This window comes from Nocardia spumae (assembly GCF_020733635.1).
Classification (GTDB): Bacteria; Actinomycetota; Actinomycetes; order Mycobacteriales; family Mycobacteriaceae; genus Nocardia; species Nocardia spumae.
Map to the genome: position 1 here is coordinate 404,230 of NZ_JAJFZL010000001.1, position 23,199 is coordinate 427,428.

22 protein-coding genes are annotated in these 23,199 nt (G+C 68.6%); 8 read left to right on the forward strand and 14 right to left on the reverse strand.

Features of this window, described 5'->3' with window-relative positions:
- Positions 1 to 38: 38 nt before the first annotated feature.
- From LKD76_RS01820 to LKD76_RS01835, 4 genes are all read right to left on the reverse strand, one after another.
- Positions 39 to 983 carry an anti-sigma factor family protein gene (locus LKD76_RS01820; protein ID WP_227979183.1) on the reverse strand — a complete coding sequence of 315 codons (945 nt, stop codon included), beginning with the start codon at positions 981 to 983 and terminating at the stop codon, positions 39 to 41.
- Positions 980 to 1,516, reverse strand: coding sequence for a sigma-70 family RNA polymerase sigma factor (locus tag LKD76_RS01825; protein WP_227979184.1), 537 nt, complete (start codon positions 1,514 to 1,516; stop codon positions 980 to 982). The genes LKD76_RS01820 and LKD76_RS01825 overlap by 4 nt, the downstream gene beginning before the upstream one ends.
- Positions 1,517 to 1,597: 81 nt before the next feature.
- Positions 1,598 to 2,221 (reverse strand): YqgE/AlgH family protein, encoded by a 624-nt coding sequence (locus tag LKD76_RS01830; RefSeq protein WP_372465711.1) that lies wholly within the window; start codon positions 2,219 to 2,221, stop codon positions 1,598 to 1,600.
- Between the two features lie 56 nt (positions 2,222 to 2,277).
- Positions 2,278 to 2,607: a GNAT family N-acetyltransferase gene (locus LKD76_RS01835; RefSeq protein ID WP_227979186.1), complete on the reverse strand. Its 330-nt coding sequence runs from the start codon at positions 2,605 to 2,607 to the stop codon at positions 2,278 to 2,280.
- A 153-nt stretch (positions 2,608 to 2,760) separates the two neighbouring features.
- Here LKD76_RS01835 and LKD76_RS01840 point away from each other — a divergent pair, with 153 nt between their 5' ends.
- Both LKD76_RS01840 and LKD76_RS01845 read left to right on the forward strand, forming a co-directional pair.
- Entirely contained in the window at positions 2,761 to 4,317 is a 1,557-nt protein-coding gene (locus LKD76_RS01840; protein WP_227979187.1) for an alpha/beta fold hydrolase, read from the forward strand.
- 69 nt (positions 4,318 to 4,386) lie between these two features.
- Positions 4,387 to 5,535: a glycerate kinase gene (locus tag LKD76_RS01845; protein ID WP_227979188.1), complete on the forward strand. Its 1,149-nt coding sequence runs from the start codon at positions 4,387 to 4,389 to the stop codon at positions 5,533 to 5,535.
- A 6-nt stretch (positions 5,536 to 5,541) separates the two neighbouring features.
- Here the strand turns inward: LKD76_RS01845 and LKD76_RS01850 are convergent, their stop codons facing one another.
- Entirely contained in the window at positions 5,542 to 5,889 is a 348-nt protein-coding gene (locus LKD76_RS01850; RefSeq protein WP_227979189.1) for a winged helix-turn-helix transcriptional regulator, read from the reverse strand.
- Positions 5,890 to 6,027: 138 nt separating this feature from the next.
- On the opposite strand from LKD76_RS01850, the gene LKD76_RS01855 reads away from it, so the two are divergent.
- Entirely contained in the window at positions 6,028 to 6,879 is an 852-nt protein-coding gene (locus LKD76_RS01855; protein ID WP_227979190.1) for an NAD(P)-dependent oxidoreductase, read from the forward strand.
- 13 nt (positions 6,880 to 6,892) lie between these two features.
- Here the strand turns inward: LKD76_RS01855 and aroQ are convergent, their stop codons facing one another.
- Positions 6,893 to 7,321, reverse strand: coding sequence for a type II 3-dehydroquinate dehydratase (gene aroQ, locus LKD76_RS01860; protein ID WP_227979191.1), 429 nt, complete (start codon positions 7,319 to 7,321; stop codon positions 6,893 to 6,895).
- Between the two features lie 43 nt (positions 7,322 to 7,364).
- Positions 7,365 to 7,982: an ATP-binding transcription factor AbmR gene (abmR, locus tag LKD76_RS01865; RefSeq protein ID WP_227979192.1), complete on the reverse strand. Its 618-nt coding sequence runs from the start codon at positions 7,980 to 7,982 to the stop codon at positions 7,365 to 7,367.
- 266 nt (positions 7,983 to 8,248) lie between these two features.
- On the opposite strand from abmR, the gene LKD76_RS01870 reads away from it, so the two are divergent.
- Positions 8,249 to 9,931, forward strand: coding sequence for an NTF2-like N-terminal transpeptidase domain-containing protein (locus LKD76_RS01870; protein WP_227985052.1), 1,683 nt, complete (start codon positions 8,249 to 8,251; stop codon positions 9,929 to 9,931).
- A gap of 11 nt (positions 9,932 to 9,942) precedes the next feature.
- On the opposite strand, the gene LKD76_RS01875 is transcribed toward LKD76_RS01870, so the two are convergent.
- The 3 genes from LKD76_RS01875 to LKD76_RS01885 form a co-directional block, all read right to left on the reverse strand.
- Positions 9,943 to 10,347, reverse strand: coding sequence for a DUF3054 domain-containing protein (locus LKD76_RS01875; protein WP_227979193.1), 405 nt, complete (start codon positions 10,345 to 10,347; stop codon positions 9,943 to 9,945).
- Between the two features lie 47 nt (positions 10,348 to 10,394).
- Positions 10,395 to 11,558: a lysylphosphatidylglycerol synthase transmembrane domain-containing protein gene (locus tag LKD76_RS01880; protein WP_227979194.1), complete on the reverse strand. Its 1,164-nt coding sequence runs from the start codon at positions 11,556 to 11,558 to the stop codon at positions 10,395 to 10,397.
- A gap of 76 nt (positions 11,559 to 11,634) precedes the next feature.
- On the reverse strand, positions 11,635 to 13,110 hold the full coding sequence (locus LKD76_RS01885; protein WP_227985053.1) for an adenylate/guanylate cyclase domain-containing protein: 1,476 nt from the start codon (positions 13,108 to 13,110) through the stop codon (positions 11,635 to 11,637).
- A 471-nt stretch (positions 13,111 to 13,581) separates the two neighbouring features.
- On the opposite strand from LKD76_RS01885, the gene LKD76_RS01890 reads away from it, so the two are divergent.
- The 4 genes from LKD76_RS01890 to LKD76_RS01905 all read left to right on the forward strand — a co-directional run bounded on the left by LKD76_RS01890 (position 13,582) and on the right by LKD76_RS01905 (position 17,375).
- Positions 13,582 to 14,754: an AI-2E family transporter gene (locus tag LKD76_RS01890; protein ID WP_227985054.1), complete on the forward strand. Its 1,173-nt coding sequence runs from the start codon at positions 13,582 to 13,584 to the stop codon at positions 14,752 to 14,754.
- Between the two features lie 82 nt (positions 14,755 to 14,836).
- Entirely contained in the window at positions 14,837 to 15,955 is a 1,119-nt protein-coding gene (gene macS / locus LKD76_RS01895; RefSeq protein WP_255660782.1) for a MacS family sensor histidine kinase, read from the forward strand.
- Positions 15,956 to 15,999: 44 nt separating this feature from the next.
- Entirely contained in the window at positions 16,000 to 16,629 is a 630-nt protein-coding gene (locus tag LKD76_RS01900) for a response regulator (RefSeq protein ID WP_227985055.1), read from the forward strand.
- A 137-nt stretch (positions 16,630 to 16,766) separates the two neighbouring features.
- Entirely contained in the window at positions 16,767 to 17,375 is a 609-nt protein-coding gene (locus tag LKD76_RS01905; protein WP_372465964.1) for a DUF1707 SHOCT-like domain-containing protein, read from the forward strand.
- A gap of 6 nt (positions 17,376 to 17,381) precedes the next feature.
- Here LKD76_RS01905 and LKD76_RS01910 read toward each other — a convergent pair whose 3' ends face one another.
- Genes LKD76_RS01910 through trmB form a run of 4 tightly spaced genes read right to left on the reverse strand, consistent with a single transcriptional unit; the run spans position 17,382 to position 23,172 of the window.
- A complete protein-coding gene (locus LKD76_RS01910) occupies positions 17,382 to 17,759 on the reverse strand; it encodes a VOC family protein (RefSeq protein ID WP_227979196.1) in 378 nt (125 codons plus the stop codon).
- 50 nt (positions 17,760 to 17,809) lie between these two features.
- Positions 17,810 to 21,616: an MMPL family transporter gene (locus LKD76_RS32265; RefSeq protein ID WP_372465715.1), complete on the reverse strand. Its 3,807-nt coding sequence runs from the start codon at positions 21,614 to 21,616 to the stop codon at positions 17,810 to 17,812.
- Positions 21,616 to 22,383, reverse strand: a complete 768-nt coding sequence (locus LKD76_RS01920) for an NYN domain-containing protein (RefSeq protein ID WP_227979197.1) — start codon at positions 22,381 to 22,383, stop codon at positions 21,616 to 21,618. The genes LKD76_RS32265 and LKD76_RS01920 overlap by 1 nt, the downstream gene beginning before the upstream one ends.
- A 3-nt stretch (positions 22,384 to 22,386) precedes the next feature.
- Complete coding sequence (gene trmB, locus LKD76_RS01925; RefSeq protein WP_227985057.1) at positions 22,387 to 23,172, reverse strand: tRNA (guanosine(46)-N7)-methyltransferase TrmB; 786 nt, start codon at positions 23,170 to 23,172, stop codon at positions 22,387 to 22,389.
- Positions 23,173 to 23,199: the final 27 nt, after the last annotated feature.

The window sequence follows — 23,199 nt, forward strand, 5'->3', positions numbered from 1 at the left end:
GAACGGCGGCCACCGTGCGGCCCGCCGGGTCACCCAGCTCAGACCGAACCGCGCAGGAACACCTGATTCGTGGTGCTGGACCGAATCTCCACCGAACTGATCTGATTCGGCGGGACCGTGGTGATGCCGTCCGCGGTGATCGTCTGACCCGGATGCGCCGACCACTGCGCGAGCATCGATTGGGTGCCGTCGGTGTGGACGACCCACAGCGCGCCGTCCCAGGTGTAGTCGGTATCGGAGGCGGCGTAGTTGCACGACATCTTCACGCGCGTACCGGAATCGAGCTGGGTGAGACTGAAGCTGGCGGTGATCGGCGACGGCACCACCTGATCCATCTGCCGCTCCGTGACCACCTGCTGAGCGGACGGCGGCGTGGTCTGCTGGGTTATCGAGATGGTGGCCGGAATGGTGATCGCGACCGCCGCGGCCGCGGCGGCGACCGCGCCGGCCAGCGCCAGCCAGGGTCCGCTGCGCCGCCGCTTACGTTCGCGGGCGGTGGCCAGGGAGGTCACGGTGTCGTCCGGTCCAGGGCGCGGGGTCGCGGCCGGTGGGATGGCAGCGTCGGTGGGCCTGCCGTTCTCGCCGCCGGTCGATCGGGGCGCCGCACGCCGGTCGTCGCGGCCGGGCGCCGATGCGCCGGCCTCGAACGGGAGAATGCCCGCGCCGGTGCCCGAATCACCCTCGGTGGCCCGCACCCGGTCCAGCAGGGCCTCGAAACCCGCGTCTCCGAATTCCCGTGTCGGGGCGTCGGCCCCGGCTCGACCGCCTGCGGTGTCGTCGACCAGCGACAGCGCGACCTCGCCGGGCACCCGGCTGAGTAGACCGGGCAGCCCGGACAGTTCCGCGACCGCTGCGCGGCAGTCGGTGCAATCGGTCAGATGGTTCTCATAGGCGAGCCGCTGCTCCTGAGGGAGGGCGCCGAGCACATACGGCGCGTCCCAGGTCGCATACTCGTCGTGCGAGGCGGTATCCGCCGATGTCATTTCGTCACCCCCATCTCCTGTAGGGCCGAACGCAGGGAGCGCATTCCGTAATGCATACGGGATTTGACCGTGCCCTCGGGTATTGCCAGTTCGTTCGCGATCTGCTGGGTCGACAAGCCACGGTAGTAGGCCCGGACGATCACCTCGCGGTGGTCCGAGCTCAGCCGGGCGAGCGCGTCGGCGATCACCCAGCCGTCCACCGCGCGTTGGGCCTCGTCCGGCGTCGACTGCTCCGGCGGTGTGTCGGTGCCGTATTCGCGCCGATGCCGGGCGCTGCGGAACTCGTCGACCGCCAGATGCCGGGCGACGGTGAACAACCAGGCCCGCGCCGAGGCCGTCGACTGATCCAGTACCTGCGGCCGCTGCCAGGCCCGCAGGAGTGTCTCCTGCACGATGTCCTCGGCACGTCCGGCGTCGCCGACCAGGCTGTAGGTGTACCGCCACAACGTGGGCGCGTGCTCGTCGTAGAGCGCACGCAGCAATCGCGCCCGCGTGGGCGCCTCGTCGACGGGAGGAATCGTCGAGTCAGACATCGGCGGAAGTCGCGCCGATCGCGGGAGTTCGCCGCCTCTGTCGAGGCGAACGTCGGGGGACCACACTCTGTGGATACGTAATCAATTGCGTTCTAGTTCGATCGGGTGGGTCGCCAGCAACGACAGCGGGAGCGGCTGCCGGCGCAGCACATGCGCCCACAGATCGGTGCGCCCGGCGAGTGGGTCCGACGGCAGCGCGGACAGCACGATCCAGTCGCCGCGTTCCAGCTCGCCCTCCAATTGGCCGAAGGTCCACCCGGCATATCCGGCGAAGATGCGGACACCCTCGACCAGTGGCGCGATCGAATCCGGATCGGAATCCAGATCCAGCAGCGCCACCCGGCCGTCGACCCGGCGTAGGCCCCGAACTCCGTCGATCTCGGTACCGACGCGGATCGTGGTCAGACACAGCGCCGAATCCCGTTTCACGGGCCCGCCCACGTAGAGCGTGCGGGGTCCGGCGGCCAACTCGGCCCACCGCGGCAGCACATCCTGCACCGCGGTTTCGCTGGGCCGGTTGAGCACGACGCCGAGACTGCCGGCGTCGTTGTGCTCGACGATATAGATCACGGTGCGCCGGAAAGTGGGCTCGACCAACTCGGTTGCCGAGACCAGCAAGGTGCCGGGCCGCACCATCTGTTCCTCATACCTGGGTTCACGTCTGGGGCGGTCGCCGTGTTCCTCTGCGCGTGCCACGCATGCCATCATCGCACCGTCGAGTGGCGCGCGCTGTGTTTAACGCCCGGGACGCTCTGGTTCGATTATTGCGGCAGCCCGAATCGCTCCCTGGCCCACTGCGGCACCGAGGCCAGATACCGCGGCCGGGATTCGACGAAGTGATGCACCATCGCGCACAGCGGCAGGATGCCGAACCCCTGCTCGACGGTGCGGTCCAGGGCGCCCTGAACGAGCAGCCGGCCGTAGCCCTGCCCCTCGAACTGCGGGTAGATCTCGGTGTGCACGAAGGCACGTTCGGAGGCGGTGTCCTGATAGGCGGCCACCCCGGCCTGCTGGCCGTCGACATACAGTTCGAATCGGTCGAGTGCGGTGTTGTCTCGGATCTCGGTCGTGCGCTGCTGGCCCGGCGTCATTTGCTGAGCCTAGAACCTGTCACCCGGGGATGGGTGCGTGGTGTTCGAGTTGTCGCGATCGGCCGGGGTCGCGAGAATGCAGGAACTCGGGCGGGACTCCCTCGCCCGGGAGGGCGACGGCCGTCGAGCGGCCGGACGGGGAGAACGGCGCCGATGGGACGACGGGGACTACCTGCGGCGGCGCGGCTGGCCGCCACCGCAGCGCTGACGGCTGTGATCACCACGGCGCTGGCCCCGGCCACCGCGCATGCCGAGGCGAATTTCGGATCGTGTCCGGCCGGTGCGATCGCCGACGGCCATCCCGCGCAGTGTGCCGTGATCTCGGTGCCGATGGACTACGCGGCGCCCGGCGATGCGCGCATCGATGTGACGGTCAGTCGAATCCGAGCCGGCGGTCAGCGCTACGGCACCATTTTCGCCAATCCGGGCGGCCCCGGTGCCGACGCTCTCGATTACTGGGGTGCCCGCCTGACCCAGCTGCCGGCCCCGCTGCTCGAACACTACGACCTGGTGGCCGTCCAGCCGCGCGGCCTGCGCTGGTCGACGCCGCTGAACTGCGGTACCGAGGATCCCGATCACGGGAATCGGGAACCGCTGCAGCAGGCCTGTGACGCGGCCCGGCCCGGCTACCTGCGGACCATCACCACGGAGAACACCGCTCGCGATACCGATACCGTCCGGGCCGCGCTGGGCCTGGACCGGATCGACTACCTGGGCATCTCCTACGGAACGTATCTGGGCGCGGTCTACGCCTCGCTGTTCCCACAGCACGTCGACCGGATGGTGCTCGATTCCAACGTCGACCCCCGGTGGGTGTGGACCGAGCAGTTCGCCCAGCAGCAGCTCGCGGGTAAGCAGCGCCTCGATGATCTGTTCGGCTGGATCGCCGAGCACGACGACACCTATCACCTGGGGGATTCGGCGCTGCGGGTCTACCAGAACTGGGTTCGGCTGGTGGCGGCGCAGGGCGGTGGCTGGTACGCCAATCTGACACCGCCGCCGGTCTCGGCGGCCGATCTGCCGCGCGATCTGCCCGAACCGCTGCCGGCGGTGGCCCGTGCCGGTATGAACGCGGGCGCCGAGGAGATGTTCAAGGCGCAGAATCTGGTGCGCGCCTTGATATCCGGAGGGAACTCGGCTCAGGTTCCACTGGTTTCGGCGACCACCGTAGCCTCCTATACTCGCGGCTTCTGGCCGAGTCTGGCCCAGGCCATGGCGGAGGCGAACGCGCAGCCGTCGGATCTGCGGCGGCTGCGTGCCATCGCCGGGGCGACGACTCCCGATCCGACCGGCCAAGCCGTCTTCGCGGCGATCACCTGCAACGAGAACGCGGTGCCCGCTCGGATGGACGCCATCGGCTCGGCGGCCGCGATCGTCGCCTCCGGCGGCAACGCGCTCGACGCCCGGGCCGATCTGGTGCGCAGCGGATTGGCCTGTGCCAATTGGGATCCGGTGACCACGCCGGTGGCGATCGCCGATCACGGTCTCGACACCGCCCCACTGATCCTGCAGAGCCGCCGCGACGCGGTGACCGCCTATCCGGGCGGTCCCGCGATGGCGGATGCGCTGCACGGTCACCTGATCTCGGTCGGCGGCGGCGACCACGGCACCTTCGGCCGCGGGAACGGACCGCTCGACGACGCGGTGCTGACGTATCTGCGTACCGGCGAGGTGACGATCGACCAGGTGGACCAGGCGCCGATGCGCTGACCGACGGTCCGGCGCCCGCGCGCAATACAGTGAGCGGAGGCCGGATCGTTCCGACGGAATGGGGTCGCGATGACGCCGAGGCGAGTGGTGCTGGCGCCGGACAAGTTCAAAGGTTCGCTGACCGCGTCCGAGGTGGCCGCGGCGCTGGCGGCCGGAATCGCCCGGGTGGCGCCGGATACCGAGATCCGGCGGCTGCCGGTGGCCGACGGGGGCGACGGCACGGTCGACGTCTTCGTCGCGGCCGGCTGGGAACGGGTGTGGGTCGAGGCCGTGGGGCCCACCGGACAGCCGTGTACGGCCAGTTACGCGATACGGGGCGATACCGCGGTGGTCGAGCTGGCCGAGGTGGTCGGGCTCGTGAAATTGCCCGGCGGCCAACCCGATCCGATGCATTCGGGCACCTACGGGCTGGGCCTGCTGATCCGCGACGCGCTGGATCGGGGCATCCGCGAGATCGTGCTGGCGGTCGGCGGCAGTTCCTCCTCCGACGGCGGGGCCGGCATGCTGCAGGCGCTGGGACTGCGAATTCTCGACGGCGACGGTGCCGAATCCGCGCGGGGCGCGGCGGCTCTCGCCGACGCGCGGCGGGTCGATTTCTCGGATCTGCATCCGGCGATCGCCGAGACGACCTTCGTGCTGGCCAGCGATGTGGACAATCCGTTACTCGGTGCGCACGGCGCGGTGGCCGTCTTCGGACCACAGAAGGGCGCCACCGCCCGGCAGTGCGTGGAACTCGAAGCGGCCCTGACGAATTGGGCGGAACTGATCGAAGCCGCCGCGCCCGCAGGGATCGGGACCGAAGCGGCCGACGTCGCCGAACACCCCGGTGCGGGAGCCGCGGGCGGTACCGGGTTCGGAGCGATGGCGGTACTCGGCGCCCGGCCCCGCCCGGGTATCGAGGCGATCCTCGAGCTGATCGATTTCACCACGCGGGCAACGGATGCGGATCTGGTGGTGACCGGTGAGGGCGCGCTCGACGAGCAGACCCTGCGCGGTAAGGCGCCCGCCGGGGTCGCGGCGGCCGCTGCCCGCGCGGGCACGCCCGTGGTCGCGGTGGCGGGTCGCTGCGCACTGGCGGCCGGGCAGCTGCGCGCCGCCGGATTCGCCCGTTGCTACCCACTGTCGGAGCTGGAGCCGGATCCGGCGCGTTCCATCGCCAAGGCCGCGAGCCTGCTCGAGCGGCTGGGCGCCCGGATCGCCACCGACTATCTGCGCTAGCCCGGCTCACGCCGAGGCGGGGGCGCGCATCTCGTCGCGGCGCCGCTCCCCCCATCGTTCGAGCGGCCGCAGGGCCGCGGCCAATTCGGCGCCGGAGGCGGTCAGTGAATACTCCACCCGCGGCGGCACTTCGGGGAATACCTCGCGTCGCACGACGGCGTGTGCTTCCAGGTGGCGCAGATTCTCGGTCAGCACCTTCTCGCTGACTCCCGGCAGCAGGGCGCGGATCTGCCCGAAACGCCGGGGGCCCGCGCCGAGTACCCACATCAGATGCAGCTTCCATTTCCCGCCGACCGCGTCGATGGCCACCGACATCCCGCACACCTGGTGATCCGCGTCACTCCCGGTCGTCATCCCGTTCTCCTGAGCTGTTTGCGTACCTCGACGTAAGCAACCGCACGGGAAAGTGCGTTATTGCCGGCGGCCGCGGCGCCGGCCACCATCGAGTGACGGCGCCGATCGGAATTCTCACGAAAATTCAAGGGGTACAACATGTCCGAACGTTCATCCGTCACGGTGATCGGATTGGGTCCGATGGGCCGGGCGATGGTGCGCGTGCTGCTGGCCGCCGGCACCGAGGTGACGGTCTGGAATCGCAGTGCCGACAAGATCGGCCCGATGGTGGACCTGGGCGCCCGCCGCGCCGATTCGGTCGCCGACGCCCTGGCGCGCAACGAGGTGATCATCCTGAGTCTCACTCACTACGCGGCCATGTACGACGTGCTGGGTCCGGACTCCGAACGCCTGCGGGACAAGGTGATCGTGAATCTGTCCTCGGATTCTCCGGAGCGCACTCGCGCGGGTGCGCGCTGGGTGCGCACGCACGGTGCGGAGTTCCTGTCGGGCGGATTCATGTCTGCCGGTGACAACATCACCCACCCGGCCTCCTACCTCTTCTACAGCGGGCCGCGCGAGATCTTCGACGCGCACGCGGATCTGCTGCGACCGCTCAGCGCACCGGAATACCTCGGTACCGACGACGGCCTGGCACAGCTGTTCTATCAGGCGCTGCTCACCCTCTTTCATCCCTGGCTGGTGGGCTACAACCAGGCGCTGGCGGTCATCGCCCGCTCCGGCAACGACATCGACCGATTCCTGCCGTTCGCGCAACGCTCCGCCGAAGTGTTCCCGTTCTTCATGACGGAGTACGCCGAGGCCGCGAAGGCGGGCGGCTGGGGTGATGCGGCGAGTGCTCGGATGATGGTGGCCGGAGCCGGGCACGTCGTCGAGACCTCCGAGGAACTGGGCGTGGACACCGCGCTGTCACAGACCGTGCGTGAGCTGTGGCGCGAGGTCGCCGATTCCGACGCGCCGATCTACCGGATGCTGCGCGACCGGGCCTGAGCCGGGCGGGCGATCAACGCGTGCAGAGGAATTCGACAGCCGCCGCGTAGCCCTGGATGCCCATCCCGGCGACGACCGCGGTAGCGATCGGCGAAATGTAGGAGTGGTGCCGGAATTCCTCGCGCGCGTGCACATTCGAGATGTGCACCTCCACGATCGGCACCTCGGGAATCACCAGCGCGTCGCGCAGCGCGACCGAGGTGTGGGTCAGGCCGCCGGGATTGATCACGATCCCGGCCTCCGCACCTCGGGCGGCGTGAATCCGATCGATCAGCGCCCCTTCCGAATTCGATTGGAAGGCGACGATCTCGCGATCGAAGCGGGCGGCGGTCTTGCGGCACAGCTCGACGACGTCGTCGAGGGTGTCCGAGCCGTACACCTCGGGCTGCCGGATGCCGAGCGTGTTCAGATTCGGGCCGTTGAGCACGAGAATCGGTGCCATGCCCACACCCTAGTCGCCCGCGCTCGTGGCGCGTCCGGCCCCGTCACAGCCCGCGCGGCCCCTCGGCGCGCAGATCGTCCACCTTGCGCATCGCCGAACGTAATTCGTCGAGCCATTCCTCGGCGTGCTTACCCGCCAATTTGACCGTCCAGGCCAGGGCGTCGGCGCGGGAGCGGGCGACGCCGGCATCGACGAGGGTGTCGAGGACCTTGCGTTCGGGCTGGCGCAGCCGCGTCATCACCGGAACCGACAGGTGGGTGAACAGAGTGCGCTCCCCGTCCACCGACACGCCCCAGGCGACATTGCGGCCGTAGCGAGCCTGCGCTTCCTGGGCGATCTGCATGCGAGCCGGGCGTGTGGCTTCGCGGAACCGGGCGATCAGCCCGTCCACCGTCGCCCGGGAGGGCGTCGCGTCGCCGGTGCCGCCGGCTTCCTCGGTCGCGGCGGCTTCGGATCGATCGTCGCCGGACTCACGCCGCGGCAGCGCGAGTTCGCCGATCACCACGATCTCGTCGCGGTCGATCTCGATGGTCGCCGGACCGCTGAACCACTCGCTTGGCAACCTTCCGGCGAACCAGTCTGGAGCGTCCGCGGCGTCGGGTAGATCGGCCTGCTGCCAACCGCCCGGTCGCCCGAATCCACGTCCGTGTCCATGTCTCATGACATTTCCTTACTGCAGTGTTTTCGTCGTTACAGTGATTACAAGATTACGCGGCAAAACGACCGATATGGTTACGCTGTCAGCGGACTGGGAAGCCTGAACACGGGCGGGGATTTCGGAGACCGGGTGCAACGGATGTCGGTGATCGGGCACTATTGTGGTCGCTGAGCATGGAGGATGCTTCGGTGCCGAGGTGGTACCGCGGGAAACTCCTTCGGGTACCGTTGGTCTTGTTGCTGGAGTGACAAGAGTGAAGAGTGGGCGACATGGATGTGTGGGGATCCCGCCGCTTTCGCGTTCGGGGCGCAGTGGCACTAGCGGGTGTTGCTGCCCTGGCGATAGTGATTGGGTCGTGCGATTTTCACAAGGCGCCGACCGGACCCCAAGCGATCGTCGAGCGTTTCACCCAGCTAATGGACGACCGTGACGCCAGCGGCGCCGCGGCGCTGACCTCGTACCCTTCGGGTGCGGAGAGCACTCTGAAGTCGATGTTCGACGGTCTCGGGCCCGGCAAACCGGATTACTCGCTGGTGCAGTTCATCAGCCTCGACGGCGATTCGGCGATGTTCAACCTCAAGGCCGCTTGGAACTTCGGCCCGCACAAGGACTGGTCCTACGATCTGCAGGGCAATATCCGCAAGCTGGCTATCGGCTGGCGGATCTCCTGGGACCCCAGCGTGGTGATGCCGCAGCTGGACTACAAACGCTCGGTGAAGCTGGTCCGCACCGAGGCGACGCCGCCGCCCAAGGTCAACGACAACGACGGGCAGCCGCTGCTGACCCAGCAGACCATCAACGTCATCAAGGTGGATCCCGCCAAGACGTCGGATCCGGTCGGGACCACCAACGCCCTCGCCGATGCCATCGCCCCGGTCGCGCCGCTGATCACCGGCGCGTCGCTGATGCAGCAGCTGGCCGGTGCGCAGGGGAAACCGGTCACCGCGGTCAGCCTGCGTGAGGACGACTTCGCGATCCTGGAACCACGGATGGCCGCCATCCCCGGCGTGGTGATGGAGAAGCAGCCCAAGCTGATCGTCGCCGACCGCCGGGTGTGGTCACCGATGACCGACGCGCTGCAGAAGGTCTGGCAGGAGAACCGGGACGAGCACGCCGGGTGGGGTGTGCAGCTGTTCGAACCCGACGGCAAGCTGGTCACCCAACTCGCCGGATATCAGGGTCCGCCCGGGCCGGATATCGCCTCGACCATGGATCAGAAGCTGCAGCGCGCCGCCGAGGACGCGGTGGTGAGCGTGGGGACGGCCGCATCCATCGTGGCCGTCCAGCCCTCCACCGGCGCCGTGGTGGCCGCTGCTCAGAACAACTACGCCAGTGCGCAGGGAGCGCCCGCCTTCACCGGCACCTATCCGGTCGGCGGAACGGCCGACCTGTTCAAAGCGGTCGCGGCCATCGTGAAGAAGAAGTCGCCGCAGGACGTCTCGGTGCAGGACACCGCCGAGGCGGCCGCGATGCTGGGTGTCGGAATCGGTTTCAAGGTGCCGGGGCTGGACGAGACCACCGGCCGGCTGCCGATCGGCGGCCGGGGCGTCGAGCAGGTGCGCCAGGGCGCCAACGATCCGATTCTCGCCAGCCCGTTCGGCATGGCCCTCGCCGCGGCCACGATCGCCCGCGGTTCCGTGGCGCCGCCGATGATCGAGATCGGCCGTCCCGCCACGACCGAGGCGAAACTCGAACCGCTGCCCGGCGACGTGGTCGACAAACTGCGCGGCATGCTGCGGGACGCGACCGGCAGCCCGCAGGAGGTCACGGTGAGCCGTTACGCGGGCGTCACCGCCTTCGCCGCCACTGCCGGCTCGGACGGCTGGCTCCTGGCGAATGCCGGTGACCTGGCCTTCGCCATCCATATCGACGATGTCGACAGCGGTGATATGACCTCGCGGATGGCGGCGCGAATGCTGCAATCGCTGGCGACGCCGGACGACAACAAGTAGTTCTCGGGCGGTCAATTCACAGACGCGCCGCTGACCTGCCTGCGTCGTGCGATCAACAGCCACACCGCGCGCCAGCCCAGCAGGAAGACCGCGAGCACGGTCGCGGCGACGATCACGAAGCTGACCGCGGTGCCCTGCCCGCTGATCACGCGCAGCACCATGCCACCGATCAGCGTCGACAACCACACCACGACACCGGTGGGCCACAGCGCGGCACCACCGTCGAATCGGGTGGGCATCCGGACCCGGCCGCCGATGATCACCGCGAGCGACCAGCCGATCAGCAGGCCCGTGGCGAACGGCCAGACAGTTCGCAGCAGACCGGCCGCGACCGCCTCCTCGTGACTGCGCCGACCGATCGCGCAGAACACGATCACCAGCACGATGTCGATCACCAGCGGCAGCGTTTTCCTCACGTCCGCCAGGGTAGTGAGCCGGTCCGGCGAGGATTTCCCCACCCGGCTCAGGCCGGCGCCTCACCGTCGGGTTCGACCGGGCCCGGGGGCCGCCCGCGCACGTCGCGCTGCTGTTCACCGCGGCGCGGTTCGGCGATCAGGGCCGAGCGCTGTTCGAATTCCTCCTCGAATTCCGCGTCCCCGGCCTGCGGATTGCGGAAGCGGAAGGCGATGACGATCCAGCCGATGATCGCGACCAGAATGAAACTCACCATGCGATAGACGAAGGCCGCCGCCACCGCCTGCGCGAACGGCAGGCCCGCGGCCGCGGTGAGACTGGCGACCAGGGTGGCATCGACGTAGACGATGCCACCGGGCGCGAACGGAATCGTGCCGACGGCCTTGCCCACGCTGAACGCGATCAGGAGTCCGGCCCAGCGCGGATCGGCACCTACCGCGTAGCAGGCGGCGCCCAGACAGGCCACATCCCCGAGCCGGTGCACCACCGCCCAGAGCGCGACCCACGCGGCGTCGCGCTTACCCAGGTCCACCGACTCCAGTTGCCGCAGAATGTCGTCGACCCGGTCCATACCGGCCTCGGACGGGTGCCGCCGAATGCGGTTGACCAGCCGCACCGCGCGTCGTACCAGCGCCTGCAGCGCACCGGGATTTCCGGAGATGTACTTACCGGCCCACACCAGCAGGGCCACCGCACCGAGGGTGAGGACCAGTTTCCACGGTCCCACCCGATTGCCGACCAGCAGGGCGCCACCCACACCGAGCAACAGCATTCCGGCGGTCGCGACCACGCCGGACATCATCAGCTGCCAGGACGCGACCACCGCGCTGGCGCCCCAGCGGCGGGTCTGGCGGTAGGTGAAGGCGGTGGAGAACACCTGCCCGGCGGGTAGCGAGACCGACATCGCGGTGGCGCCGTAGACCACCGACACCGAGGCCCGCTGCGAGACGTCCACCCCGCCGGCCCGCAGCAGCCGTTTCTGGATGCGGCCGAATCCGCTCATCGACAGGGCCTGCATCCAGACGCACACCGCCACCCAGCCCCAATGGATCTCGGACAGATTGCGCCAGGAATCGTGCAGGCGAGGCCAGAGATATATGCCCTCGGCGATCAGCAACGCCGACAACACCACGCCGAGGGCCCATTTCAACCAGCGAAATCTACGGCGCGCGGGCGGCGCCGGGTCGCCGGCTGGTTGAGCGTGGGCCGTCACCTGACTCAGCCTAGTGGGATCGGGCGCGAAGGCGGCAGCGGACGCGTGACCACGCCGGGCCTCGCTCTCGTCCGGCTCAGCCCAGTGCCTTGGGCCAAGCCAATCGGGTCTTACGGCGGCGGCCACGCAACTGCACCTCGTCACCGGAGGTCCACTGCCGCTGCTCGTCGTCGTCGGCGAAATACAGGGCGCTGCCCGAGGCCAGTACCCGGCCCGGATGTTCCTTGGCCAGTTCGGTGAGGCGGGAGGCCTCGTTCACCGGATCGCCGATCACGGTGTATTCGAATCGGTTTGCCGCACCGATATTTCCGGCGACCGCGAGTCCGGCGGACACGCCGATGCCGATATCCAGGCCCGGTACCTCGCGCAACGCCTCCCGTAGATCCCGGGCGGCGGCCAACGCGGCGGTCGGCGCGTCCGGCCGGTCCAGCGGTGCGCCGAAGATCGCCAGCGCGGCGTCACCGACGAATTTGTTGATCAGGCCGTTGTGCCGGTCGACCACATGCACCACGACCCGGAAGAACTCGTTGAGCAGGCTCACGACCTCGGTCGGCGGATGTTCGGCGGCGGTCGCGGTCGAGCCGACCATATCGACGAACAGCACGGCCACGAACCGGGTTTCACCGCCGAGCTCGGTGCCGTACTCGAGTGCCCGCCGGGCGACTTCCTCGCCGACGTGCTGACCGAACAACTCCTGCAGTTCGCGGCGCTGCGCGGCCTCCTCCATCATGCGGTTGAAGCCGACCTGCAGCAGCCCGATCTCACTGCCGTCGAAGACCTCCACCTGCACATCGCCCGCACCCGCCTGCACCCGGTTGATCGCCCGGGAGAGCTGGCGCACCGGATCGGAAATGCTCGCGCCGGTCAGCATCGACAGTGCCAGCGCCTGCAGGATCACCACCCCGCACAGCAGCAGAATCGAGATCGCCAGCGATTGCGCGGAGAAATGCACCTGCGAGGTGATCTGGGTGACGCACAGCAGCACGATCGCGATGGTGGGCGCGAAGGTGCCCATACCCCAGGTCATCGCCATCCGGGTGCCGACGCCGGGGGTCAGGGTGTGATCGAAGGTGCCGGTGGTCAGGGCGTGCGCGGCGACCGGCCGCAGAATCCGCTCACCGAGCATGTAGGTGAATCCGAACACGATGGTGGCCGCCATACATTCGGTGATGATCACCGCGCCGGCGAGCTCGGGCGTTTCCACGATGATCCGCCCGGCCAGCACCGCACCACCCACCAGCCACAACAGCAGATGCAAGATGGATTGCCGCAGCGGCGCGTGCAGGGCGGCCATCTGTTCCTGGCGGCTGGGCGGGCCGCCGCGCACCTGCCAGCGCATCACCGGCCGCAACATCAGAGCCGAGGCGGTGACACTCAGTAGGCCGCCGATCGCGAAGACCAGCCCCGGGAGCAACAGACCCGCGCGTCGCAGCCCGTTCGGGGTGCCCTCGGGCGCCGGCAGGCCGTACTGGATGAACGCGTACACCAGAACCGCGCCGAAGGCATTGGCCGCCAGCATCGATGCGAGGTACAGCGGCCAGCGCGTTCTCATGGTCTGTTTGACCGCCTCGAGTTGCGCTGACACGGTGACCAATCTAGCGGTGGGAGTGACGGGCCGGAGAAGGCAGCGTGCGTAACCGCGTAGGCGCGGCACGGACACCGCTGATAGACGCGGTGGGAGTGACGGGCCGGAGAAGGCAGCGTGCGTAACCGCGTAGGCGCGGCACGGACACCGCTGATAGACGCGGTGGGAGTGACGGGCCGGAGAAGGCAGCGTGCGTAACCGCGTAGGCGCGGCACGGACACCGCTGATAGACGCGGTGGGAGTCATGAAGACCGACGACAGCCGCGTGACCTCCCGGACAAGGGGCGTGCTCGCGGGCCGGTGTGCCGTTAGGCTCGCGGCGTGAGTGGGGACAGCGACACCTCCGGACTTCCGGCCGAACCGGTGCCCGCGGGCGCGGCAGCGGCGACCGCACGCGGCGGCTCCGCCCGGGCTCGTGAGCGCCGGGCGGCCGACTCGGTGCATCCGCTGGTGCGCCAGGGCGCCGAATGGTGCTGGCGATTGTTGATCATCCTGGTGGCGGTGCTGGCGGTCGCCTATCTGGCGCACAAACTCACCACCGTCGTCATCCCGGTCGCGATCGCACTGCTGGGCGCCGCGTTGCTGTCGCCGCTGGTGGATTTGCTGCAACGACTCGGAATGCCGCGTGGTCTCGGGGTATTCGTCGCGCTGGTCGGCTCGATCGGACTGCTGGCGGGAATCTTCACCTTCGTCATCGAGCAGTTCGTCAGCGGTGTGCCGCAGCTGACCGACGAATTCAAGACCAGCATCCACACCGTGCAGGACTGGCTGATCAACGGTCCGCTGCATCTGAGCGACGAACAGATCCGCAACGGCGGCAATACGATCATCAAAACCATAGAGGCCAATCAGGATTCGCTGACCAGCGGCGCGCTCACCACGGCGGCGGCCATCGGCGAATTCCTCACCGGCACCTTCCTGACGTTGTTCATCCTCATCTTCTTCCTCTACGGCGGCGATCAGATCTGGCATTTCGTGACCCGGATCGTGCCGACTCCGCAGCGGGAGCGGGTGCGCACGGCCGGACGGCTCGGCTTCGGCACGCTGATCGGATTCGTCCGCGCCACCGTCGTGGTGGCGGCCGTCGATGCCATCGGCATCGGGGCGGGGCTGGCGATTCTGAGTGTGCCGCTGGCACTCCCGCTGGCCTCGCTGGTATTCATCGGAGCGTTCATCCCGATCATCGGTTCGCTGCTCGCCGGTTCGGTCGCGGTCTTCCTCGCCCTGATGACCAAGGGTTTCGTCACCGCGCTGATCGTGCTCGGTGTCACGATCGCGGTGATGCAGCTGGAAAGCCATGTGCTGCAGCCGCTGCTGCTGGGCCGGGCGGTGCGCATCCATCCGCTGGCGGTGGTGCTGGCGATCACCGCCGGCGTGGTGCTGGCCGGTATCGCGGGTGGTCTGCTCGCGGTCCCGTTCGTCGCGGTGATGAATACCGCGATCCGTTCGCTGCTCGCCGGTAGTCCGGAGGAGCTGTATCAGGAGCTCAACACCGGTGACCCGGGGGAGCCGATGTTCCACGCCGACCCGGACCGGCTCGTCCCCGGACGGTTACCACGACACGAGGTCCGGGGCGACGTGCCCGGCGGCGGTGACGCGGACGAGAGCTGAGGCCGCGGTGTCCGCGGCGACCGGCGGGACGGGCTCCGGGCCGGCGGGGCCCGCGACTCCGCAGGGCGCCGCGACCGCGCCGCTGTGGCGCGCGGCCCAGGCCTTTCGCCTGGTCACGATGGTGTATGCCGTCGGCCAGCAGTTCGCGTCGGTGTCGTCGTATCGACATCAGGCGCTGAGCTGGATGCTGATCGTCGTCCTGGTGCTGTGGTCGGTGATCTCGGCACTGTGGCTGTCGCGATGGTCGCTCACCGGACGTGGACGCCGGGCGGTCGTGATCGGTGATCTCGCGGTGGTCGTGGCGTTGATGGCGGCGACGCGGCTGGTCGCCGACTATTCCTGGTACCACGGACATCAGACGCTGCCCACCACGCTGTGGGTGGCCAATGCCGTGATGTCGGCGGCCATCGAATGGGGTGCGCTGGGCGGGGTGCTGTCCGGGCTGCTGATCTCGGTGGTGAGCATCGTCGTGCGGGAGCAGTGGGAGCTGGATCTGTGGTCGGATGCCACTGCGCCGGTGCTGGTTTCGGTGGGGCTGGCGATCGGTCTGGCCGCGGGAACCGCGCGCCGCGCCCAGGCGCAGCTGGAACAGGCGATGCGATTGGCCGCGGCCACCACCGAACGGGAGCGGCTCGCTCGCGAAGTTCACGACGGAGTTCTGCAGGTGCTCAGCTATATCACGCGCAGGGGTACCGAAATCGGTGGTGCCACTGCCGATCTGGCCCGCCGCGCCGGTGAGCAGGAGGTAGCGCTGCGGGTGCTGATCTCCGAACAGGGCGGCCGGGACGAATCCGTTTCCCTCGGCGCGCACGAGGATCTGCGCTCGCGGCTGACCGCGTTCGCCGCGCCGTCGATCTACGTGTCGGCGCCGGGAGAACCGGTATCGATCGGTGCCTGGACCGCGCGCGAGATCGCCGCCGCGGTCGGCGCGGCGCTGTCCAATACCGCCCTGCATGCCGGAGCGGATGCGAAAGCCTATGTGCTGCTGGAGGATATGGGTGATGCCCTGGTCGTGAGCGTGCGCGACGACGGTCCGGGAATAATGCCCGGCCGACTGTCCGTCGCGGCCGACGAGGGCCGCATGGGAGTCGCGCATTCGATTGTCGGGCGAATCGAGGCACTCGGCGGCACGGCGGAGCTGCTCGACACCACCGACGGTACGGAATGGGAATTCCGTATTCCACGCGAGGGGCGACGATGACGGCATCGGATACGGACGATACTGCGGCACAGGATATTTCGGTCATGGTGGTGGACGACCATCCGATGTGGCGCGACGGCGTCTCGCGCGACCTCACCGAAGCCGGTTTCCGCGTCGCGGCGACCGCCGACGGTGTCGGCGCGGCCGGTCGGCGCGCCGCCGCGGTCCGGCCGGATGTGGTGCTGATGGATATGCAGCTGCCCGACGGCAACGGCGCCCAGGCCACCGCCGAGGTGCTGCGGGTGTCACCACACAGTCGCGTCCTGGTGTTGTCCGCCTCCGGTGAACGCGGTGACGTGCTCGAGGCCATCAAGGCCGGTGCGACCGGATATCTGGTGAAGAGCGCATCGGCGGCCGAACTGATCGACGCGGTGCGGGCGACCGCGGCGGGTCAGGCGGTCTTCACACCCGGCCTGGCCGGGGTGGTCCTCGGGGAATTCCGGCGCATCGCCGGCGCCCCGGCCGAGACCGGCTCCGAACGTCCGGGACTCACCGACCGGGAAACCGAGGTGTTGCGCCTGGTCGCCAAGGGGTTATCGGCCAAACAGATCGCGACCCGGCTGAGTGTCAGCCATCGCACGGTGGAAAACCACGTGCAGGCGACACTGCGCAAACTCCAGCTCGGCAACCGGGTCGAACTCACCCGCTATGCGATCGAACAGGGTCTGGAATAGGCCCGACAGGATCAGGGATTGCCCTGATGTGCGGCGGTCGCCGCGTCGGTAGCCTCGTCGATATGGGTGGCGACAACGTGTCCACTCCCGGTGTGGGGTCCATCCCGGCCACCGGGGGTGCGGTGGGCGATCGTGATATGCGGGTATCGGATGCCGAGCGCGAACATGTCGGCGGGCTGCTGCAGCGAGCTGTCGGGCTCGGCATGCTGTCACTGGGCGAGTTCAGTGAGCGGATGGATACCGCGCTGGCCGCCAAGACCCGCGGCGAACTCAATGCCGTACTCATCGATCTGCCGGGGATCCGGCTTGCGGGACAACAGAATCCGATGCCGGCAGCCGTGCCGATCCGCTCACAGCCCGCGGGGATCGGCACCGGTGAGACGTCGATGCGCCCCAAGCTGTCCGGGGTCACCCGGAAGGGGCCCTGGCAGGTTTCGCCGGTGCTGAATATCAGCAGTTTCCTGTCCGGCGTCACTCTGGATTTCACCCAGGCCGTGATGTCGACGCAGGTCGTGGAGATCCGCGTCGACGATTTCTGCAGTTCGCTCAATCTGATCCTGCCGGCCGAGGCGACCGTCGACCTCAACGGTGTGGAACTGGTCGGCTCCTCGATCAACAACAAGGTTCGCACCGGGCCGCCCGTCGGACCGCTGCACGTCGTCGTGCACGGCCGCATCCGCTTCAGCTCCATCACCGCGAAACATCCGTTCGGAGTGCAGTGGAAGAAGCTGATGCAGGGGATCTGATATCGGCTACGCGCCGTGGTCCTCGGTGATGTAGAAGCGATTCCCGTCCGGGTCGAGGAATGTGAACATCAGCGGCGCGGTATCCCAGTCGAGCAGTTCCCCCACGGTGAGTCCGAGTCTCGCGAGGGTGGCGTGCGCGGCCCGCGCGTCCGGAGTCGCCAGCCTGATCCCGGTATCGACCCCGGCCGGTAGGTCCGCGCCCGCCCGAACCAGCGAGACCGTGGCGGCCCCGCCCGGCATGCTCAGTTCGACCCAACGGAACCCCGGCTGCAGTTCGGCATCCAGCCGGGTTTCGAATCCGAGCTGTTCGAACAAGGCTTTCGTGCGGTCCTGATCGGTCACGGGTACGGCGACCGTCAGCACGGCGGTGCAGGTAGTGGTCATATCTGTGATGACGATACGACCGCGCCGAATTCATCGCCGCGGGTGCCGGTTCAGTCCCGATTCTGGCGGCGGAGCAGTTCGTTCACGCTGACGGTGCGACCACTGTTGTGGTTCTTCGCGTCCTCGTCCTCGGGCTCGGGGCGGCGGCGCGAGGAGCGCAGATCCGCCATCCACTGCTCGATGTTGTTGCGGTTGTCGCCGCCGGGCGCGGTGGGCGCCTGCCGCTCAGGCCGCTCCTCGGCGGAATCGTGTGCGGGCGGGGTCGTTTCGTGACCGGATTCGGTATCGGCCGGTACCTGTTCGGACGCCTCCGTCGGGGCCGGTTCGGCCGGAGGCGCTACCGGACGACCCGCGTCGGGGGTGCCGATGGGCGCTGTCGGGGGAGTGGGTTCGGGCGCCACGCGTCGCGGCGGTTGGACCGACGGCATCCGGTTCTCGGGGGCCATCCACGGTGACTGCTCGGCCGGCGCCGGGGGAGTCGGCTCGGCCCGGCGGGGGGAGTGTGCGCCCGGGCCGGCACCCGCCTCGGCGCCCGGGTCGGCGGCGGGCGCCTGCCCCGTGTGATACGGCGGTGCGTCGGGGCGATACAGCTGTGCCCGGACCGACGGGTGCGGCGGCAGCTTGGACGGCTTCGGCGGCAGCACCCGGGGGGTGGTGCCGACCGGTGCGGTGGGCGGGACCGCGCCGGGGCCGTCGGGTGGCGTGTCCTGGCCGGGAACCGTACGCGGCGGGATGCCGGGCCGCGCCACCCGCTGCTGCTGGTTCGGTGGCTGCTGCTGGTTCCCGCCACGATTCGGCGCGGCTTCGCCGTTCGGCAGGGATACCGATGGCGGAGCGGCCGGCCGATGCGGGCCGCCGCTGCCTTCGGGCGGAGCTGGATTGCGTTCCGGCGCAGTGCGATCCGCCGCTCCGGCGGCGCGCATGTGGGCGGCCGGGCCGAAGCCGCCGGGAGCGGGCGGCGGACCGCCGGCGGGACCGCGTGTTCCGGCCGGGTTCGATGCGCCGGGACCGCCGGGCATACCGAATCCGTCCGGGGCACCGCGTGTTACGGACGGGTCGGAGCCACCGACCGCGCCGATGACGCCGTCGATATTCGCCGCACCCGAACCACCCGGGGCCGGCGGAGACTGCGGCGGCAGGACCCGCGAGGAGCGGTTGCCTGGGGTTTGCGACTGGTTTGTCGGGCGAGGCGGAACCGGATTCGACGGTGACCGGGCCGGCGCGGCGCCCGCGTCGGCGGGATCGCTCGCCGCCGGCTTCGCGGCGCCGTCCGAGCGAACCGCGTCGCTGGATGCCGATGCCGCGGTGCCCGAATCGGCCGCGGGCGCATCTGCGTCGCCACCGCCGCGCCGGAAGAGGTACCGCTTCTGTTTCGCGGGCGCGGCCGGCTCGGCGGCCGCCTCGGATGTCGCCCCCGGCTCGGCCGCACCGGAATCCGGCGCATCCGCATCCGCCACCGATTTCGCGGACTTGGCCGTGCCGGCCTTCGCGGCGCCGGACCCGGACGCCACCGCGTTCGGATCGATGCGGGTCAGCTGTTCGGTCGGCGCCTCCGGATCGACCCGGAGGAACTTCAGCCGCCGCGGTTTCTTGGGACCCTTGGTGGTGCCGTCGGGCATCTGCGGCAGTTGCATGGTGACCGGATCGGTGACCGGGGTGGTCTTGACCAGGTCGACGAGTTCGCCGGTACCCGGACGTTCGTCGTCGAGAATCGGTTCGCCCAGGCCGACCCGCTGCTGAACGCGCTTCATCCACGTCGGCGCCCACCAGCAGTCGTCGCCGAGCAGCTTCATGGTCGCGGGGACCAGCAGCATCCGCAGCACGGTGGCATCGATGAACAGCGCGGCCATCATGCCGTAGGCGATGTACTGCATCATCACCAGATCGGAGAAGGCGAACGCGCCGACCACCACGAGCAGAATCAGCGCCGCGGCCGTGATGATGCGGCCGGTCTGCGCGGTACCGCTGCGCACCGCCTCGGTGGTGCTCGCCCCCTGGGCGCGCGATTCCACCATGCGTGAGAGCAGGAAGACCTCGTAGTCGGTGGACAGACCGTAGATGACGGCCATGATCAGCACCAGCACCGGCGACATGATCGGCTGTGGTGTGAAATTCAGCAGACCGGCGCCGTGACCGTCGACGAATATCCAGGTCAGGATGCCGAGGGTGGAGCCGAGACCGAGCGCGCTCATGAGCGCGGCCTTGATCGGCAGCACCAGTGAGCCGAAGGTCAGGAACATCAGCAGGGTGGTCACGAAGACGACCAGCACGATCATCAGCGGCATGCGGTCCAGCAGCGAGGTGATGCTGTCCTGCATCAGGACCGGCTGGCCGCCGACCAGCAATTGCACATCGTCGGGAACGGCGATGGTGCGCAGATAGGCGATGGTGTCGTCCACATTGGCATCCGGCGCCAAGGTGGTTTCCGAGACCCAGACATTCGACCCGTTCGGCGGGATGCCGGGGGTGCCGAACGGATTCGCCAGCCCGGGAGCATTACTCGCGTCGTCGAGCAGCGCTTTGATCTCGCTGCTGTTGTCGGTCGTGATGACCAGCTGCACCGGATCGGTCTGCCGCAGCGGGAAGATCCGGTCGAACTCCTCCTGCGCCATGCGGGTCGGATTGTCCGGCGGCAGATAGGTCTCGCTGATTCCGCCGAACTTCAGATTCTTCACCGGAATGATCAGCAGCAGCAGGATGATCACGATCGGGATCGCGACCTTGAGCGGATGTTTCATCACCCACTGGGTGGTGCGGCCCCAGAAGCCGTTCTCCACCTCTTCGGCGGTCTTGGTCTTGCGGAAGCGCTTGAAGCCCAGCGCGTCCACGCGACGTCCGAGGATCGCCAGCAGGGCGGGCAGGATCGTCAGCGAGGCCACCGCGGCCAGCAGCACCGTCGCGATGGTGCCGTAGGCGACCGATTTCAGGAAGCCCTGCGGGAACAGCAGCATGCCGGCGCTGGCCGCGATGATCATCGTCGCCGAGAAGACCACGGTGCGTCCGGCGGTCATCACCGCGCGCCGCACCGCGACCCGGGTGGTATAGCCCTCGGCCATCTCTTCCCGGAAGCGGCTGACTATGAACAAGCCGTAGTCGATCGCCAGGCCCAGGCCGATCATCGACACCACCGCGCCGACGAACGAGTTCACCTCGGTGACATGGGTGATGCCCATGACGATGCCGTTGGCGCCGAGAATGGTCAGACCACCGACGATCAGCGGCAGCGCGGCGGCGACGACACCGCCGAAGATGAAGAACAGCAGGATGCCGACCAGCGGAATCGCCAGCATCTCCATGCGCTTCTGATCGGAGGCGATGGTGTCGTTCAGCGTGCCCGCGACCGGCTGCATACCGGCCACCTGGACATCGACGCCCGGAATGTAGAAGACGTCTTTGACCTTGCGATAGTTGTTCACCATCTCGGTGTCGTTATCGCCCTTGATGGCGATCGACGCGAAGGCGTTCTTCTTGTCCTTGCTACCGGTGGCGGACGGACTCCAGTCGCCGGTCTCGGTCTTCCAATAGGCGACGTTGACCTTGGTGATCTGGTCCGGATACTCCTTGGGCAGACTGTTGAGATTCTCGGTGATCTTCTGCCCGAAATCCGGATCGTCGACGGTCTTCCCGTCCGGTGCGGTGTACAGCACGATCACATCGGAGAGATGGTCGCGGCCGTAGACCTGGTCCTTGAGCACGGCGGCTTCCGAAGACTCCGCACCCGGATCGAACCAGCCGCTGGAGCTCAGATGGTTTTCGAGTCCGAACCCGTACGCCCCGAGGGCGAGAAGGGCAGCCACCGCTACACCCAGCACGGTGTAGCGCAACTTGTAAACCAGCTCGCCCCAGCGGGTGAACACTAAGCGACTCCTTGGGCGGGGCGGGAGGTGAGCAGTGCGGACAGCGGCCGGAAGGGCTGCAGCCAGGCTCCCTCGTCGGGCAGCGAGTCGAGGCTGACCCGGGGCAGCGGTTCACGGAACACACCCGGGATGTCCTCGAGGTCGACGAAATCGAGGATATCGGACGTGACCGCCCAACTCGCATGCTCGCGGAATCCGAGCACTTGAACGGGGACTCCGGTGGCCGCCACTTCCTCGAGCGGTTCGCGGAACGCCTGACCGTCCGCGGAGGCCACCATGATCCCGGCCAGACCGGCGCCACTGCGACGTAACTGGATATGCGCCAGCATGTCGCTGTCGACGTCGGAATCCTCGTCGATCTTGGGTTTGGCGAAGACGGCGTAGCCGACGTTACGCAGCGCTTCCACCCACGGCCGCACCACATCGGCGGTGCCGGGGGCGATATTGGTGAAGACCGTCGCCTCGGGCTCGATGCGCTGTGTGCTCCCGGCCGACAACTCGGCGGTACGGGCGAGCAGCCAGCGGCCCAGCGCATCGAATCGCGGCCGGTAGGCGGCGGTCGGACGGCCGCCGAGAATGGCCCCCAAACCCATATCGAGGTTGGGCGCGTCCCACACCAGCAGGACCCGGCGTACGCCGGTGGCCTCGCCGACCGGCGCCGCGGAGCCCTCCGCCGGCGCCGATGCTCCGGCGACGGCCTCCGGCTCGTCGCCGCGCACTGTTCCGGCAACCTCGTCGGCGGCCTGGGCCATCTCCCTGAGACTCATAAGCTAGATCTTCCCCCAAAGGAACTCGGTGATAGCACTTCCGGCTCGATGCGCCTTGCTCTCGAACTTCGTCACGGGGCGTTCGAGGCCGATCACCGTCTCGGTCGCGGGGTGTTCCGGATCGCCGCCCGTCGCCTCGTTCAGGCCGACGAGCTGCGTTTCTCCCGCGCCGACCTCCGCGATGTGTTCCGCGTAGCCGGCGTGGTCGGTAGCCACGTGCAGAATTCCGCCGGGCTGTAGGCGGCTGGCGATGAGAGACATCGTCGGCGGCTGCAGCAGTCGCCGCTTATGATGCCTGGACTTCGGCCACGGGTCGGGGAAGAAGACCCGCACGCCAGCTAGCGAATTCTCCGCAATCATGTGTTCGAGCACGTCGACGGCATCGCCGCGCAGCAGCCGGATGTTGTCGATGCCCTCGCGCTCGATCCGCTGCACGAGCTGGGCGAGGCCGGGCTTGTAGACCTCGATGCCGATCAGATCGAAATCGGGTTCGGCCTGGGCCATGGCGGCGGTCGCGGTGCCGGTGCCGCAGCCGATCTCGACGATCAGCGGTGCGGTCCGGCCGAACCAGGCGGCGGTGTCGAGTGGTTCGTCGCTCACCTCGCGCCCGATGCGCGGCCACATCCGGTCCCAGGATTGCTGCTGGGTCGCGGTCAGTGCGCCGCGGCGGGATCGGAAGCTCGTGACCCGCGGGTAGAGCCGCGAGGGTTCGCGCTCGGGTGCGGCGCTGCCGCCTCCGGCCCCGTCGCTCCCAGAGATGTGGTTCGCGGCGTCTTTCACGGCCCCCATTGTCCAGTACTCGATGATCAGCGCCGC

Coding starts and splice junctions, on each gene's coding strand:
- LKD76_RS01820 (WP_227979183.1), bottom strand. CDS start 983: ATGACATCGGCGGATACCGCCTCGCACGACGAGTATGCGACCTGGGAC.
- LKD76_RS01825 (WP_227979184.1), bottom strand. CDS start 1,516: ATGTCTGACTCGACGATTCCTCCCGTCGACGAGGCGCCCACGCGGGCG.
- LKD76_RS01830 (WP_372465711.1), bottom strand. CDS start 2,221: ATGGCATGCGTGGCACGCGCAGAGGAACACGGCGACCGCCCCAGACGT.
- LKD76_RS01835 (WP_227979186.1), bottom strand. CDS start 2,607: ATGACGCCGGGCCAGCAGCGCACGACCGAGATCCGAGACAACACCGCA.
- LKD76_RS01840 (WP_227979187.1), top strand. CDS start 2,761: ATGGGACGACGGGGACTACCTGCGGCGGCGCGGCTGGCCGCCACCGCA.
- LKD76_RS01845 (WP_227979188.1), top strand. CDS start 4,387: ATGACGCCGAGGCGAGTGGTGCTGGCGCCGGACAAGTTCAAAGGTTCG.
- LKD76_RS01850 (WP_227979189.1), bottom strand. CDS start 5,889: ATGACGACCGGGAGTGACGCGGATCACCAGGTGTGCGGGATGTCGGTG.
- LKD76_RS01855 (WP_227979190.1), top strand. CDS start 6,028: ATGTCCGAACGTTCATCCGTCACGGTGATCGGATTGGGTCCGATGGGC.
- aroQ (WP_227979191.1), bottom strand. CDS start 7,321: ATGGCACCGATTCTCGTGCTCAACGGCCCGAATCTGAACACGCTCGGC.
- abmR (WP_227979192.1), bottom strand. CDS start 7,982: ATGAGACATGGACACGGACGTGGATTCGGGCGACCGGGCGGTTGGCAG.
- LKD76_RS01870 (WP_227985052.1), top strand. CDS start 8,249: ATGGATGTGTGGGGATCCCGCCGCTTTCGCGTTCGGGGCGCAGTGGCA.
- LKD76_RS01885 (WP_227985053.1), bottom strand. CDS start 13,110: ATGAGAACGCGCTGGCCGCTGTACCTCGCATCGATGCTGGCGGCCAAT.
- LKD76_RS01900 (WP_227985055.1), top strand. CDS start 16,000: ATGGTGGTGGACGACCATCCGATGTGGCGCGACGGCGTCTCGCGCGAC.
- LKD76_RS01905 (WP_372465964.1), top strand. CDS start 16,767: ATGCGGGTATCGGATGCCGAGCGCGAACATGTCGGCGGGCTGCTGCAG.
- LKD76_RS01910 (WP_227979196.1), bottom strand. CDS start 17,759: ATGACCACTACCTGCACCGCCGTGCTGACGGTCGCCGTACCCGTGACC.
- LKD76_RS01920 (WP_227979197.1), bottom strand. CDS start 22,383: ATGAGTCTCAGGGAGATGGCCCAGGCCGCCGACGAGGTTGCCGGAACA.
- trmB (WP_227985057.1), bottom strand. CDS start 23,172: ATGGGGGCCGTGAAAGACGCCGCGAACCACATCTCTGGGAGCGACGGG.